At 44.8% G+C, this 16572-nt stretch carries 13 protein-coding genes and 1 pseudogene; 1 reads left to right on the forward strand and 13 read right to left on the reverse strand.

What is annotated here, in order from left to right; all coding sequences use genetic code 11:
* Nucleotides 1-20: 20 nt before the first annotated feature.
* The 8 genes and pseudogenes from MHI37_RS26815 to MHI37_RS26850 form a co-directional block, all read right to left on the reverse strand.
* Nucleotides 21-1004 (reverse strand): bile acid:sodium symporter, encoded by a 984-nt coding sequence (locus MHI37_RS26815; RefSeq protein WP_076339346.1) that lies wholly within the window; start codon nt 1002-1004, stop codon nt 21-23.
* A gap of 37 nt (nt 1005-1041) precedes the next feature.
* Nucleotides 1042-3411 (reverse strand): EAL domain-containing protein, encoded by a 2370-nt coding sequence (locus tag MHI37_RS26820; RefSeq protein WP_083676514.1) that lies wholly within the window; start codon nt 3409-3411, stop codon nt 1042-1044.
* A gap of 49 nt (nt 3412-3460) precedes the next feature.
* Nucleotides 3461-4552: a GGDEF domain-containing protein gene (locus tag MHI37_RS26825; protein ID WP_076339347.1), complete on the reverse strand. Its 1092-nt coding sequence runs from the start codon at nt 4550-4552 to the stop codon at nt 3461-3463.
* Nucleotides 4524-5660, reverse strand: a complete 1137-nt coding sequence (locus MHI37_RS26830) for a GGDEF domain-containing protein (protein ID WP_076339348.1) — start codon at nt 5658-5660, stop codon at nt 4524-4526. The genes MHI37_RS26825 and MHI37_RS26830 overlap by 29 nt, the downstream gene beginning before the upstream one ends.
* Before the next feature lie 1605 nt (nt 5661-7265).
* Complete coding sequence (locus MHI37_RS26835) at nt 7266-8225, reverse strand: acetylxylan esterase (protein WP_342556518.1); 960 nt, start codon at nt 8223-8225, stop codon at nt 7266-7268.
* A 364-nt stretch (nt 8226-8589) separates the two neighbouring features.
* A pseudogene (locus MHI37_RS26840) lies at nt 8590-8679 on the reverse strand (DUF3934 domain-containing protein); the annotation flags it as partial.
* A 147-nt stretch (nt 8680-8826) separates the two neighbouring features.
* On the reverse strand, nt 8827-9879 hold the full coding sequence (locus MHI37_RS26845) for an LLM class flavin-dependent oxidoreductase (RefSeq protein ID WP_076340107.1): 1053 nt from the start codon (nt 9877-9879) through the stop codon (nt 8827-8829).
* Between the two features lie 279 nt (nt 9880-10158).
* Nucleotides 10159-10353: a hypothetical protein gene (locus MHI37_RS26850; RefSeq protein WP_076340108.1), complete on the reverse strand. Its 195-nt coding sequence runs from the start codon at nt 10351-10353 to the stop codon at nt 10159-10161.
* A 256-nt stretch (nt 10354-10609) separates the two neighbouring features.
* Between MHI37_RS26850 and MHI37_RS26855 the strand changes: the two genes are divergently transcribed.
* Entirely contained in the window at nt 10610-11236 is a 627-nt protein-coding gene (locus MHI37_RS26855) for an SGNH/GDSL hydrolase family protein (protein ID WP_076340109.1), read from the forward strand.
* A gap of 143 nt (nt 11237-11379) precedes the next feature.
* Here the strand turns inward: MHI37_RS26855 and MHI37_RS26860 are convergent, their stop codons facing one another.
* From MHI37_RS26860 to MHI37_RS26880, 5 genes are all read right to left on the reverse strand, one after another.
* Nucleotides 11380-12369, reverse strand: a complete 990-nt coding sequence (locus MHI37_RS26860; RefSeq protein WP_076340110.1) for a Gfo/Idh/MocA family oxidoreductase — start codon at nt 12367-12369, stop codon at nt 11380-11382.
* A 123-nt stretch (nt 12370-12492) separates the two neighbouring features.
* Nucleotides 12493-13134, reverse strand: a complete 642-nt coding sequence (locus MHI37_RS26865; protein WP_076340111.1) for a ThuA domain-containing protein — start codon at nt 13132-13134, stop codon at nt 12493-12495.
* Nucleotides 13135-13971: 837 nt separating this feature from the next.
* A complete protein-coding gene (locus tag MHI37_RS26870; RefSeq protein ID WP_076334765.1) occupies nt 13972-14220 on the reverse strand; it encodes a hypothetical protein in 249 nt (82 codons plus the stop codon).
* Nucleotides 14189-15460 carry a transposase gene (locus tag MHI37_RS26875; RefSeq protein WP_076334764.1) on the reverse strand — a complete coding sequence of 424 codons (1272 nt, stop codon included), beginning with the start codon at nt 15458-15460 and terminating at the stop codon, nt 14189-14191. The genes MHI37_RS26870 and MHI37_RS26875 overlap by 32 nt, the downstream gene beginning before the upstream one ends.
* 165 nt (nt 15461-15625) lie before the next feature.
* On the reverse strand, nt 15626-16387 hold the full coding sequence (locus tag MHI37_RS26880; protein ID WP_076339272.1) for a sugar phosphate isomerase/epimerase: 762 nt from the start codon (nt 16385-16387) through the stop codon (nt 15626-15628).
* Between the last annotated feature and the right edge of the window lie 185 nt (nt 16388-16572).

The following is a 16572-nucleotide window of genomic DNA, read 5'->3' on the forward strand; positions in this document are numbered from 1 at the left end:
GTGTCCATAAAAATAATGAGCTAACGCTTCGTATTCTCGGAGTCTCGATAGAGGAGCGCGGGAATTATGCGAATATATACGAGCTCTGCGCCAAGCTCAACAATGGTTTGCGTAACGATGACCGCCGAGGCGATCATTGCCCAATCACCCGGTAAGGACAAGGCCAAAGGAAGCACGACTAACGAATTGCGTGTCCCGGAGCTGAACAATAACGCACGTCCCGCCCCGTCATCAAGACGGAACCAATGAGCCATTACGCGAGAGATAAGCGGCATGATGAATAAATAAAGCAAATATACAGGCACAACCGCTAGGATGAGCTCAAGCTCGCTATATACTTTGCCAATTTGCGAAGCCACGATAACAAACAGCACTATAGCCATAAACGGTACCGGCAGCCATGCAGTGCCAGCTAGTACAGCCGCACCATGCTTGCCGTTCATCGCCCATAATTGGACTGCTATGGCAACAAGCAAGGGCAGAACAATAAGAATAAGAAACGATTCGAGAAAAGGCCCGGCACTCACGATATTTGCTGCTGCTTCGCCGATTATTAATTTTAAATATAGGGGAAGCAAGAGCATTTGAGCGACGAATAAAATAGGCGTAACGGCAAGCATCAGCTTTTCGTTGCCTCGTCCAAGCTGCGTAAACACAATAACATAGTCAATGCATGGCGTGAGCAGTACGAGGCATACTCCTATTAGAACCGGTGTCGATTGCGGCAATAGATAGCTTAATAGCCATACAACAACGGGAACGATTACAAAATTAGTCGTCAATATCGCCGCAACAAAACGACGGTTAACCAGCGCCTTGCGCAGCTTCAAAAATGGCAGCTGCGCAAACATGCTGTAAAGCAATACCGCTAGTAGTGGCGAAATCATAGCATTAAGCGAAGGGCTACCCTGCGGAAATAGTGCTCCAAGCACAACTCCTAGGACAAGCGCCGCAACGTACACGATGATTTGATTCTTTTCTAATGCTTCTCTGTTTATCTTCAAATCAGCTATTCCTCTTTCTTCTCCTATTCGGTACGCTTTAATGCTTTTCCACGATCAGCTCATTAAACTCAGCGATTGGAAGCGGTCTATGATAATAGTACCCCTGCGCCTTGTCACACCCAAGCTGCTTCAGCTGCTCCAGCTGATCGATCGTTTCCACCCCTTCTGCTACGACCTGCTTCTGCAAATCATGCCCCATAGACACGATCGTTTTCACAATCGATAAACCGCCATCATAGGCATTCATGTCCATAATAAACGAACGGTCGATCTTAATGATCGCAATGGGAAGCTGTCTTAAAACACTCAATGACGAATAGCCTGTACCAAAATCATCAATGGCAATATGAATGCCCAGCGCTACAAGCTCATCGAGCATTTCACGCGCCACGTTCAGATTATTGACGACCATACTCTCCGTTATCTCTAAGCATAACCGCTCGGGCACCAAGCCGCTTAATCGTAAATTGTCCTGAACCTTGCTTACAAAATCCGGCTGCATGAACTGTCTTGATGAAACGTTGACGGATAAAATAAAGTTCCCCCAGCCCTGCTCTTGCCATATCCTCCCCTGCTGACAGGCCTCCAGTATGACCCACTGTCCGATTTCATTGATTAATCCCGTTTGCTCTGCAATCGAAATGAATTCTCCTGGCTGAACCATGCCAAGCACCGCCGATTTCCAGCGAATCAGCGCCTCGGCCCCAATTAGGCGTCCGCTGGCCAAATCAATCTGGGGCTGATAGTACAGCACAAATTCCTTAAGCTCAAGCGCCTTGCGCAAATGCTTCTCCAATTTGACATTGCGCTGCACGACGGCGATCATCTCATTCGTATATAGGCGATACTGATTTCCACCATTATGCTTCGCATTATACATAGCAATATCTGCCCGCTTAATCAGTCCAGCTGATGTATTGTCATCGAACGGATGAATACTGATACCGATACTTCCTCCCAAATAAAAATCCTGCTCTTGAAGTGTAATCGGCAATTGAAAATCCTGATGAATCTTCTCAGCGAGCGAGACAATATCATCATATTCAGCTACATTTCTAATGAGAATTATAAACTCATCTCCGCCAAGGCGGGCAAGCAAATACTTCTCGTCGACACTATTAAGCAATCGCTTAGCTACTTCAACTAATGCCTCATCTCCATACTGATGTCCAAGTGTATCATTAATCAGCTTAAAACGATCCAAGTCGATGAGCATTACGCCAAGCAAGGACTTTGATTCTTTTACAGCTTCCAAGGAGGCTTCGAGCTCTCTATTAAAATAATAACGATTCGGCAGATTCGTTAACGCATCATGATGCGCCAGAAAATGAACGAGCCGCTCCTCCTCCTTCTGCTGTGTAATATCCCTTATAATCGCAAGAATAAAGCCCTCCTCGCTCCCGGTCATCATTTCGGTATCCATAAGTATAATTCGTCTTTGTTCCTCACGATCTACAATGGTCATTTCGTAATTTCTCCAATTCTGCCGCGGAAAGCTTGCTTCATAGTCCTTCCGAATGTTTTGGCGATCGGCCTCTACGAGAAAATCAAACAAGGCTTTATTTTTCAGCTCCGCCTCATTCTCAAAACCCAGCAGGCGTACCGCGCCGGGGTTTGCTTCCTTCAGAAGCATTTGCCGATCCAGCATAAGGATAGCGGTTGGAGATAAATGATAGAGCAGCTCGTATTTTTTTATGACAGAGGGCAATACGTCGTATTTCATAAAATGGCGCAGCGAAATGCTCCATATTAATGTAATAATACAAACGTACGAATAGCTGGAGTATTCTATAAGAGGAAAGATGGCAAACAGTACGAGTACAAAAAATGTCGCACAGTGATAGTATAGATTCGCTTTAAAGAGAACCGTATAACGATTCCGTGTAAAAATATTCGTTGATCGCTTCCTTGCAGCTAAGCATATGGTAATGTTAAAGACCGAAACAAAAAAGAAAAGCACCATAACGATAACCATGCCTGGCAAAAAGGCTGCTTGCCTCCACGCTCCATTCACCCATCCACCATTGAAAAATAATTGTTTTCCTAATAGAGACAAAAAAAGAATATAAAAAATAAGGGGGGAGGCTGCAAGGCCCATGCTCCTTCGATTAGAAATCTCGTGATAGCTGCTCGTCACCTTAAGATGTAGCAATACGCTCATGCCCGCGGCAGCAAGGGCGACAGGATACAACAGAAAAGTCGTGTAAATAAGCCTGTGCTCCTCTAAGATGAGCAGCTGAATATACTGAAGAAAAATCATAATCCCCAGTAGAGCCGTTGTAAGGGATGCAAGGCGATTCTCAATATGCTGAGGATTGCGTCTCAGAATGACTAAAGACGTATCGATCATATAGATAACTGGAAGCATAAACAATAATAGAAGCAGTACCGATGCATAAGCACTCACAGCTTGATGCCTCCTCGCTTAGTATGATTGAAAAGAGATATGCGACGGTTCACCAGGAAACTCTATTTTTCCCACTACGCTTTGCCAAATATAGTGCCTCATCTGCTAATCGAAATAATGTATCTCGATCTTCACCCGATTCAAGTCTATGACAGCCTATGCTAATGGTGACTACTCGTCCCTCCAGCTCAGGAAATGACATTTGCTCTGCACCTGCCCGTAAATGCTCGAGACAGTCTGAAACCTGCTTGTTCGTCACATTACTGAATATAATCGTAAATTCCTCCCCACCGTAGCGTGAGGGTGAAATGTTCTCCTCTGAGCATTCTTTGAGCAGCTTGCCTATTTTGCGCAGCACCATGTTGCCTACTGAATGGCCATACGTATCATTTACCCGTTTGAAATTATCAATATCAACGATGGCTAAGTAAACCGAATGAACGCTCTCATCAGCAAGCACCGCTCTAAACCGACTCTGAAACGCATTGTGATTGTCTAAGCCTGTTAGCGCATCGACCCGGCTCGCTTCTTGAATCGCAAGCTCTTCTAGCCGGTGCTTATTCTCATTTGTTAGAGCTTCCTTCTCATCTCTTATTATTCTCAGTCCCCGATTTACAATGCCAAGAGCGGCCAGTGTAACAATGATCACGAAGGAGAAGCCGACAGCCTTCTGATAAAAATCAACTTGAAAACGGTACACCGGCACAAATAATATGACGAGCATATAGCTCGTTATCGCATTTATACAGGCGAAGGCTATCTTCCAATAATCAAAATATAAAATCGCAACAAGAATAGGTAATATCATAACGATATGTACGCCGTGAACATCTGGAGAGGATAAAGCAAGCGTAATCGCTGCGAAACAGGAGCCTAATGTGATAATGATATAGCTCTGCAGCCTGCTTTTTAGCCGATATACTGTTTCCGCGGCCAACAGTGTGGCAAAAACTAAAACATTTCTTAGAATGACCTGTTTCTGAACAAACAGCTCGAGTCTGTTCGGCTCGTAGATCGCAACTACGCTTAGAGCCCCTAATACTGCCAAAAATGTCATAACACTAAACATCCAATAGGAGATTCTAATTTTATTGTTCCAGCTGGATAGATGCTCAGGAGCATTGAGAATTTTGCGATACATCTTCTTGTCTCCCTCTGAGCGGCGATACGACCTTATTTTTACCAGAGCGCTTGGCCTCATATAGAAACGCATCTGCAAGCTTAAATAGGTCATCCTTCCCGAGTTCGGATTGATACTCCATTAATCCAATGCTTATCGTAACCCTTTGATGCTCAATAGCAGCAAAATCGGTTAAAGCGAGCTTTTGCCGTATTTGCTCCAGTAATTGATGACTCTGCTCGAGCGTCTTTCCCGTTAACAGCAGCACAAACTCTTCTCCTCCATACCTTGCTGCAACATCCTCCGTGGATATTGAGGAAGTGAGCAGCAAGCCCATCTCCCCTAAAACAATATCGCCGGCATGATGTCCAAAGTTGTCATTGATCTTTTTAAAATTATCGATATCGATGACCGCCAGCTGCAATGGGAGATGATAGGCCTCGTGCTGCTGAATCAAAGCCGTTAAATACTCCTGATAGGTAATATGGTTATAGAGACCCGTTAATTGATCATATTTTGATGCATTCTGAGTAGCTACAGCATCAGCGAATGCCTCAATCTCTGAGTGGACCGCACGCTCAAGCGATTGCTGCAGCTCATTTCCTCTTTTTAAAATGAAAAGCCCGACAAGGCTTGTTCCTGTAATCATGCCAACCACCGCTATCGAATCGAGTACATTCACATAATTCTGAAGTCTCTCTACAAAGGCAAGCAGTGTAAAATAACTGACAAGCGAGAGTACAGCAGCAAACCATAAGCGACTATGGCTAAAATAAAACAATGATACGATGACGGGTAAATTCAGTCCGATATACAGCCCTTGAATTTCAAGGCCGAAGGTAAGCATGACAATAAGCGCATACACTAAGCCCATAGCAATTAATATAAAATCAAAATACAGCTTCAAATACCGAAATAAAGCTTCAGCGAGCAGCAAAGCAAATATCATGAGAAAGCTAGCGCTTCCATAACCGGCAGGAAACCATGGCCCTGCAAACCATCCCTTACTATACAATCCAAATAAATGAATGCTTTCCGTAAGTACCAGCACGACAGCAGAGAGTACCCAATAAAAGTAAAGAACCCAACGATTCCAAGACAGACTATTATTATGACGGGCAAGCGTCAACGTTAATCACCACTTTACATTTTCAATTTTCACAAAATTATCCAGCACAAATACCTATTATAAAGCTTAAATATCGACAGAACAATCTAAATTCTAATAACTTTCGGCATTTGCTTCTAACAAACCATCGACATTTCTACAAAATACGACTTTTCTCCAATGAACCATTTTTAGCGGCATAAGGTGAAACGGCTGCCGCCATCCTTTGGCGGCGCTACGCGTTTCATTCGACTAAACATAGAAAAACAAAAAGAAACCTCGCCTTTAGTAATATGGCTGCTATCCGCTTCCATTTTACCAAGGCTTGATTTCTTTTTGTTAGTATAGCTTATGACAAGGACATACCACCGAGTCTATAGGTGTTCTTATCCGCACGATTGGATCGTCAACCGCCACTAATTCCATCTCATAAGCACGTATATGTGCTTATCGCCCAAGAATTTGTGCCACTTCGCGCCCATAAGCACCTATGTGTTCTTATCCGTACGATTTGATCGTCAACCGCCACTAAGTCCATCTCATAAGCGCATATATGTGCTTATCGCACAAGAATATGTGTCACTTCGTGTCCATAAGCACCTATGTGTTCTTATCCGCACGATTTGATCGTCAACCGCCACTAATTCCATCTCATAAGCGCATATATGTGCTTATCGCCCAAGAATATGTGTCACTTCGTGCCCATAAGCACCTATGTGTTCTTATCCGCACGATTTGACCATTTCCCGCAGCTAATTCCATCTCATAAGCACGTATATGTGCTTATCGCACAAGAATATGTGTCACTTCGTGTCCATAGGCACCTATGTGTTCTTATCCGCACGATTTGATCGTCAACCGCCACTAATTCCATCTCATAAGCGCATATATGTGCTTATCGCCCAACAATGCGTGCCGCTTCGTGCCCATAAGCACCTATGTGTTCTTATCCGCACGATTGGATCGTCAACCGCAGCTAATTCCACCTCATAAGCGCATATATGTGCTTATCGCACAGCAATGCGTGCCACTTCGTGCCCATAAGCACCTATGTGTTCTTATCCGCACGAGTTGATCATCAACCGCCACTTATTCCATCTCATAAGCGCATATATGTGCTTATCGCACTACAATGCGTGCCGCTTCGTGCCCATAAGCACCTATGTGTTCTTATCCGCACGATTTGATCATCAACCGCCACTTATTCCACCTCATAAGCGCATATATGTGCTTATCGCACAGCAATGCGTGCCGCTTTGTCGCCATAAGCACCTATGTGTTCTTAACCGCACGAGTTGATCGTCAACCGCCGCTAATTCCATCTCATAAGCGCATATATGTGCTTATCGCACTACAATGCGTGCCGCTTCGTGCCCATAAGCACCTATGTGTTCTTATCCGGACGATTTGATCGTCAACCGCCACTTATTCCACCTCATAAGCGCATATATGTGCTTATCGCCCAACAATGCGTGCCACTTTGTCGCCATAAGCACCTATGTGTTCTTATCCGCACGAGTTGATCATCAACCGCCACTTATTCCATCTCATAAGCGCATATATGTGCTTATCACACAGCCGCTCTTCCTGCTCTTGTTCATTCGTCCATATCAGCTGCACTCTTTATTACTGTTTCAAAAAAAACTGCATGGTCATATCTGAAAAAGCAGGAAGATCCTCATGCCCAAAGTCCGGGTAAATTTCCATACTCTTCGATGCAGTTATTTTATTATAAACAGCGAATTGCGTGGATGGTGGGCAAACCGTATCCATTAGCCCTATACCGAATAAAACCTCTCCACGAATACGCGAGGCTAAAAACTGAATGTCGATATAGCCAAGCTTATCAAAAATCTCATCCTCTCGCTTATGCTGCGGGTCGAAGTTGCGGAAAAAGGTGCGCAGCTCCGCATAGGCATCCTTAGCCAAATCCATTTGCCATACACGCTTATAGTCGCTTAGAAATGGGAAGACTGGCGCGAGCTTGCTGATCCGCGGCTCAAGCGCTGCGCAAGCAATCGTTAACCCTCCGCCTTGCGAGCCACCCATGGCCATAACGCACTCGGGATCTACCTCTGGCATTTGCATCGCTATACCTGCAAGCTGTGCGGTATCTAAATAGATATGGCGGAACAACAGCTGATCTGGATGATCGTTCAGACCGCGAATAATATGGCCGTTTTGTGTCGTCCCCTTGACTCCGCCAGTGTCCTCCGAGTAGCCGCCCTGTCCACGGCAATCGAGTGAAAAGAACGAGTAGCCAAGCGCCGCATAACCGAGCTTGTCCTGCCAGTTACCAGAATGTCCGGTGTAGCCGTGGAATTGCAGAATCGCTGGATGCGGCTCTGGCACGTTTTTCGGCCTAATATATTTCGCATGAATGCGTGCGCCGCGTACACCTGTAAAATATAAATCGAAGCACTCCGCATAAGGAACCTGAAAACTGCTCGGCACTAGCTCGACCTGAGGGTCTACCGCTCTCATTTCAGCAAGTGCCCTGTCCCAATACTCGTCAAAATCGGCGGGGCGAGGACTGCTTCCTTCATATTCCTTTAACTTCTCTAAAGGCATATCTACTAATGGCATTCTAGTACCTCCTACTAATTTGAATAGCTAAATTCACGGCTCTCATTGAAAGCGTTATCCCTATTTTAATAGATTAGAAAAAAATTGAAATAGCAAACCATAAAAAAAAGACTATAGCCCCACATTGTCGTGTGACCACAGTCTGCTTCCTTACTCATTAATTGCATAACGCTTCTGCTTATTACTTCGACGTATTTCTACCTTTAACGGAATTCCCGCCTTTAAAGGCTGTACTCCCCTTAGGCATATTAGCGCTCTTGGCATTCGAAGCATTCTTGTCTCCAGCCGTATTTTTTTCTCCGGCTGCGCCTTTTTCGCCATCCGCGCTTTTAGCACCCTGGTTTCTGCCAAATACTTTTTTCGCCAGCTTTTTCTTTTCCCCTGCTTGCCAGCGATTCCAGCCCTTCTTGTCCGTTCCTCTGCCTGTACCGCCCTTGCTCTTTGCACCGCTCATATCATCACTCCATAATTTCTTCAATACCGAGTTAACTGTTATATATTTCGTAAAATGCAGCTGCAGCATCTATACTAACCTGGTTCCTCGTTATCATTACTTTATAGTATACCATTAATCCTGCCCTTGGATTCTTACTGCTTCACATTAATTTGAGTTCCTTGAATTATCCCAGACCGAATTTGGAATTTCTCTGCGCAGCACGGGGACAACCTCTGAAGTAAAACGCTGGACCTGCTCCCGCTGCTCTGCCTCGGTTAATCCGTCTACACTAATACTAAGCACCTGATTTCCGAATGCGCTATGGTAGTCTAATATTTTCTCTATAACAGCGTCTGCGCTGCCAACCAGCGAGGGCCCATTCTTAATCGTATCCTCAAGATCTTTAAAGGGAGAATTATTATGCTGTGCTGCGCTCGTTGCCTGAAACGCATCATAATAAGGACGATAGCGTTTAATCGCTTCTTCGGAGGTATTAGCCAAATATAAGCTCCCGGCTCCCGCTCCTACAACGGCTTGCCTCGGATCATGACCATAAAAGGCAAGCCGCTCGCGGTAGTGATCAATAAGCTCCTTATACTTGGCCTGCGGATGAAAGCTGTTGGAGGAGAAGATCGGCTCGCCATGCTTTGCCGCGAGCTCAGTTGAGAGCTTGCTCGATGCGCTGCCATGCCAAATAGGGATGGCGGACTGATAGGGTCTTGGCTGCGTCGTTACTTGATGAAGCGACGGACGGTAGCGTCCTTCCCAGGTGACATCCTCTTCACTCCATAATCGCTTAAGCAGTAAATACCGCTCCGAAAGCGACTCCCACTGCTCCTCCTCAGTTATACCGAACAATGGATAATGCCGCGGATCGTTCCCCTTACCAATAATGAGCTCCAGCCTGCCTTCAGACAAATGATCCAGTGTTGCATAGTCCTCTGCTGCTCGTACCGGATCAAGCACACTTAATACCGTCACTGTTGTTAATAAACGAATACGTGAGGTTCTAGCAGCAATGGCTGTCAAAAGCACCGGCGGCGAGGAAGAAAGAAATGGAGCGCCATGCCGCTCACCAATTCCATAGGCATCGAATCCAAGCTCTTCCGCTAGTATCGCCTGCTTTAGTATATTCTGAAATTTTTGCTGTGCTGTTAACACTTCTCCTGTCACGGCGTTAGGTATATTCATCACCAAACTAAATAAAGCAAACTTCATCGTATGCCTCCTCCTTATGCTGCTCAATAAGCAAAGCTCAATTTCCATATTTGCATTACACTGCTTTTATGAATTGAAATTATAGTAGCATAGGGGAATCCTACGAACAATAATTATCACACTATTCCGATTATCATACTATTCTATATGTATATAAAAAAATTCAATACTAGGAAAATAAACAAAAAAGACCCTGAACGGCATTAAAACTAAATGATCCTTAGTTTTAATGCCGTTTAAGGTCCCGTACTATCATTCGTTGTCATTGCTTGTGTCATATTAATAGGCATGAATCGTATCACTCATCACTCTCCAGACGATGCTTCTATGGCGCGCGGCTGTTGCAGCCATTTCCTTTAACGTTGACAGCGCTTCCTCTGCTTGCACTCGATAGCCCTCATCGCCAAACAACAAGTACAATCGCATATAATCATTGTATTCATCCAGCCATTCATTGAAGTAAGAAGAGGTCATTCGCATCACTCCCTTATTTCGATCATAAAACAAATACATTAATCTTTTATGAAAATAACATAAAATCCAGCTAATCTCATTCTACTCTTTTTCAACCTCTTAATACTATTAAATAGGAAAATTGTCTAAATTAAAATAGAAACTTCATATTTTATTGTTTCCTATTTTTACCGTGGCCGAATCCTCTACTTGACCATATATTCGATTGGTAGGTATTATGAAACTGCTATCATTTCTTTCTATTGGAGGAATACCTATGACAATTATCGATAAGAATTCAATTGTTTTATTTCAAGGGGACAGTATAACAGATGCAGGGCGTAATCGGGATGACGGTGCTAACCTAGGATCGGGCTATGCGAACCTTGTTACGGCCTTGTTTACGAGTAAGTATCCACAGAAGCAAACTACTTTCCTCAATAGGGGGATATCCGGTGATCGTGTCGTAGATCTGGAACGGAGATGGGAACAGGATTGTCTTGACCTAAAGCCGACTTGGCTGTCCATCTATGTTGGCATTAATGACACTTGGCGCCGTTATGATAGCAATAATCCACTCAGCACCGAAGAGTACTATACAACCTATCGTCGCCTGCTTCATCAGGCTAAGGAGCAGTTGAACGCTAACCTTATTTTAGTCGAGCCGTTCGTACTGCCTGTGAATGATAGTCAGAAGCAATGGCGTGAAGATCTTGATCCGAAGATTCAAGCCCTTCGCGAGCTTGCAGGAGAATTCAGAACACTTTACGTTCCGCTTGATGGCTTATTCGCTCAGGCTGCCGCGCAGACGGGCTCTGCTTACTGGGCACCTGATGGTGTTCATCCGTCCCCTGCCGGCGCTGCTCTCATTGCAGAGGCATGGCTGCAGGCAGTTAAGGCTTAATCTTAATAAGACCATCTATTAATATAGAGATAGTATGGCGAAATGATCTTTCCTATATTTTAAAAAGATAACCAAAAGGAGCTGTCCTCCAGGCAAATACATCCCCGCCTGAAGGACAGCTCCTTCGTTTGTTTACTTCTGCTTTATTGATCTGCCGGGTAACGCAAGCCCCATTGCTTTCTAATCGTATCGAGTGTGCTCATGATATCCAGCGTCTCACTCAGCGGGATAACAGAACTCTCGGTTCTGCCCTCACGCAGCGCCTTCATTGCTTCCTCTGCTTCGAATGCATACCCCTCAGCTTTGCGGTCATCAACGAAGGACTCAGCCTCTGCATCCTTCACATGAAGCGAAGCCGACTTACCAAACAAGAAATTCGGCACATGAATATACCCTTTTGTTCCATAAATATAAGCATCACTAACCATACCGAGCTGAACAGCTCCATTCAATGCTGCTGTACGACCGCCCTCATATTCGAACAATAGCGAAAACTGCTCATCCACGCCGGTCTTGCCAATACGAGCAGTGCTCATAATTTTTGTAGGCGCCGCGCCATAAATTAAGGATGCGAAGGATACTGGATAAATCCCTGCATCAAGAAGAGCTCCTCCACCTAATGCGGGATCTAGCAAACGGCTCTCAGGCGCCCATCCGATATCAAAGCCAAAATCAGCCTTCAACAAACGAACCTCACCTATTTTATCATCTGCCAGCCACTCCATTACTTTACGAATTGGAGGCAAGAACCGCGTCCACATCGCTTCCATTAGAAATACTTGTTTCTCTCTTGCCAAATCTATGATTTCCTTTGCTTCTGCCGCATTCATCGTAAATGGCTTCTCGCAAAGTACCGCTTTACCCGCACGCAACAATTCGAGCACATTCTCCTTATGTATCGGATGCAGTGTTCCAACATACACGATGTCGACATCAGAATCATGAGCCAGCTCTTCCACACTGCCATAAGCTCGCGGAATATTAAACTGCTTTGCGAAGTTCTCCGCCTTCTCTAGACTTCTTCCTCCAACAGCAGTCAGCTCTGCGCCTTCAGCATAGGCCAAATCAGCTGCGAACTTTGAGGAAATCCAACCCGGCCCCAATATTCCCCACTTAATTGTTTTAACTGACATGAATTCATTCACTCCCTCAAATAAAATAATAAAAAATAGTGCTCAACCATAATTATACAAGCATTTACAATTGAAAAGCTAATAAAGGATAACTGAAAACGAATGGCAAGCGGCAGCTTGTCCTTAATTGCTTCGGCTTCCGCCGCACCAGTTTAGCGCATTTTCAATGGCAATCTCGTATTCCGGCAGCTGCAGTACGTGTAAAAAATGTCCCGGTGTAAGCACACAAACACGGCCCTCGCCCTTCTCTCTTAGCCAGCCGGCAGGCTGAATGCCATACTCAGAATGAGAGGTCATAAAAACCTGAATACGCTCTTCAAGCGTCTCCACAAAATAATGCTCGTCATGAACAGTAAAGCCCTGTACAGCAGCACCGCCAAGCGCCGACTGATCGGTATAAGCAATCGCAACGGGACAAGCCTCTGGGTGATGCTCGAACACTCCGCCAATAAGCTCGTAGAAGATAGGCTCATTGCGGTATCCTACCGTACCAGAATGTAGAACAAGAAGCCCATTTCCTTGCTCAACATAGCTTTGAAAATAGTGCTGGATCTCTTCCGTAAGCCATGGCGTTTGGTCAGTCGCTGAGATTTGATTCGATTTTGCCAAAATAATAACATCCTGCTGCTCCATCCATGACGGAGACCACTCCGAAGCATGCTGATTATAATCCAATTGAAAGCCTTGCCTAGTTAAATGCTTCAGACCCTCTATAATGTTCTTTCCTGGATGCCAATAGTCATCACATATTACTCCAATCTTCATATTGTTCATCTCCTAGCTGCTGTTTGTAATGCTTCATCTATTTCATTATAAACGTTTCAGCTGTATAACGCTTTCATAATGAAAAATAACACTTCGGATGAAATGGCTGACGAAGCGTATTCGTCGATGAATTTTAGCGTTAGATTCAGACGCCGTGCTCCTCCGCATTCGCTCCGTCCGCACGGACTGCCCCTCCTGACCTCTTGCATGCCATGCAAGAGGTCCCCCAGCTGAGCTAAGCCCCCGTGATAATTGTAAAATTCAGGTATTCATTTTTTCTTGAGGTGTGTAACTAACCAGCTCGTACTCGTGCTAGCAAACCAATCTTGTACTCACGCATTATAGCTCGCCGTTTCAGCTCATTTCCAGCCGTCTTGTCTCCATTGTTGGCAACTATGCTGCAAATGCGCAGGAAAGTCTACTTTATTGGCTGTCACGGGCAGAGCTCTTGCTGCCCTCCTCCAATCCTCCCTTCTCCTACTCCAAGCGCTAAAGCTATCCTGCACTTTTGCAGTAACTTCGTGCTTTTGGGACGCTCTAACTAACCTATCCTGCACTCACGCATGATAGCTCATCGTTTCAGCTCATCTACAGCCATCTGATCTCCATTGTTGGCAGCTATCCTGCTTACGTACAGGATAGCTGCGCTAATCCATTAAATAGAGTAGGCTACCCTGCAATTGTGCAGGATAGCCTGCTACTACTCATTCTTATTATTGACTGCCACAGCAAAGCTCGTGCTGCTGCCGCAGCATCATTATCAACAGGTTCGGAGAATGCATAGTTTCCTACATAAGAACAAAATCACCTACGGTGAATTTACGTACTAGCCGACGGTTACTTCTCCGCCGGCTCTTTCTTCCTCACCAAGTCTCCGTTACACTCCGGGCATACGAACACAGGACTCTCCTCAGGTCCTAATTCATAAGAACACTCTCCTACGATGAAATCAGGCACAGGATCTAAACATCCGCAATCTACGCAAACATAATCGATAAAGACTTCTTCCTCCTCATCATCAAAGGAAAATAGTTCAACAGCTTCTTCCTTTTCGCTATCCTGTTTCTTGCCTTTCCTTTCGTTCATTAGCCCGAACCCCCCATTTCTTCTTATACGCTCGTTCACTTTCCTCATCATAATAATAAATTCGCCCATAGTCTGCATGCCAAATAACCACAAGCAACATGGTTTGTTTGCAGCAGGGACAGGCGATCGGATCCCGTTCATAAGTCTCCAACATCCGCTGACGGTACGTCTTTCTTCTCTTTTCCTTCGGCGGGAACGTCATTTCAATCTGTTTATGGACCATGTACCGCCATAAGTTAATGATCTTTTGCGACTCCTTATTCTTACTTCTGCTGTACAGGCCATACCTGCCTACCATTCGAAAATGCTTCGGCGGGATATGCTGCACCAGGGCATAAATGAATTTCATGACAGGGGCTACGACATCGATCCTCTTTCCTGTCTGATGATCTTCGTACCAGTAATGTACCGTATGGTAGTCATACTTTATAATGCGATACTCTGCGATTGCCGGACGAGCCAGATAACGTCCAATATACTTGGCCGCTCCACGGGCATCCTTCATTCGTTGTTCTGCGTTGACATAAAATCCATGCTTGTACCGACTGTACAGTTGGTTTACCAACGTTTTTACCTTCGCATCGCCAGGATGCCACTTCAACATTAAATCCATAAGTAGCTTCTGCCATGACTTTCTCAAGTAGGTAAAAGAAATATACTCCACACTCTTCCACTGCTTATGGCAATCTAACGCACCTTCCGTAACCAGGGCATGAATATGCGGATTAAACTTTAGATCCCTTCCAAACGTATGAATGACCGTAATGACGCCCACGTCATACTGTTTGCTCTTATTTTTACGCCGATAGTAATATTGGATGACCTTCGCCACTTCTTTACTAAGCTCGTTCAAACGACTCCGATCCTCAAAGAAGTATTTCCTCAACTCTTTTGGTACCGTAAACACGGTATGACGATGGGGGACATTCAGGATTCGCTCCTGTTGCTTTTCTGCCCAGTCATCGGTGTATTTCTTTCCGCATCCATGACAAAACCGACTCTTACAAGTAAAACAGATAATGACCGGTTCCGGTTTTCCCTCCGTACAACCCATACATTCATATCTCGCGTAACCCATATCCTTCGTGCCGCATCGCGTTGCCTTGTTTACGGCTTCCGGTATCGCTTTCTGCAGTTCTTCCGGGAATAGATTCGCATGAAGTTCCCAAAACCCATGAAAATGATCCTTCAAGATCTGTTTCACGATCCCTCGTTTCTTCCATGTTTCTCGCTTCTCCATAACGATCCCCCCCTATTTATTTTTTCGACTCGATTATCCACATTTTTTAGCATCGCATAATTTCCTAAACAATGAAAAAACCAGCTGCAGAGCTGCAGCTGATTTTCGTCGCTTGCTGAAACCATTTTCTCGCGCAGCGACCAAAACATAAATGTTTAGTTCAACTTAGATATATTGTTTTAAGTTCCGAAGGCTAATCGCTAAGCTTTCAAACGGATCGCGTCTGCATACGTCCTGCTCGACCACGTACCATTCCACGCCTGTTTCACGGCAAGCTTCAATAATTACCTTAAAGTTGAGATTGCCTTCGCCAATCTCAGCGAATACTTGCTGATGATCGATAATTTCCAAGTCCTTTAGATGAACAACGCCCATACGCCCTTTCACCTGATGAATAGCTTCAACTGGATTAACTCCACCGACATGCACCCAATAGGTATCGAGCTCAAAGCCAAAGGCAGATGGATCGCTCTCTTCCCTCAAAATATCCATACCTGTTTTCCCATCATATTTTTGGAACTCAAATTGATGGTTATGATAAATGAACTGCAAATCATGCTCCTTCAGTCTTTTGCCAACCTCAGAAGCCTTCTTAGCGAATTCTGCATAGCCTTCACCGCTGCTCCGATATTCCTCCGGTAAGCCTCCAATGCCTACATAAGAGCAGTTCCAAAGCTTATGCTTCTCCACATTTTGCTCAAAATCATTCAGCAACGAATCAAAGCCCACATGCGTTGCACAAATACGAAGCCCTGCAGCATCAGCTAGCTCCTTTACTCTTTCTGGTGCAATTGGACCTATGCCCGAGACTTGGACTGCTTCATAGCCTATTTCCTTTACCTTCAGCAGCGTCTGCTCCAAATCCGCCTCGGTCTTGCAAAAATCTCTTAGCGTATACAGCTGAACAGCAATCGTAGATAAATTCATATATTCTCCGCCTTTTTTTATAAAGTGTGAATCCGCTTTCAGAAACGTTAGCTCCATTGTAGCACTAAGGATGAAAACGCCACTTTACTGAGATTAGCTAAGCTAGGCTGTGATTTGATTGTGATTGTCCAAAATGAGAATTTAAGCTCAATGAAATGGAAAAAGCGCAAGCGAGCATGCTGCAC

The sequence above is a fragment of the Paenibacillus sp. FSL H8-0548 genome (genome assembly GCF_038630985.1).
GTDB lineage: Bacteria > Bacillota > Bacilli > Paenibacillales > Paenibacillaceae > Pristimantibacillus.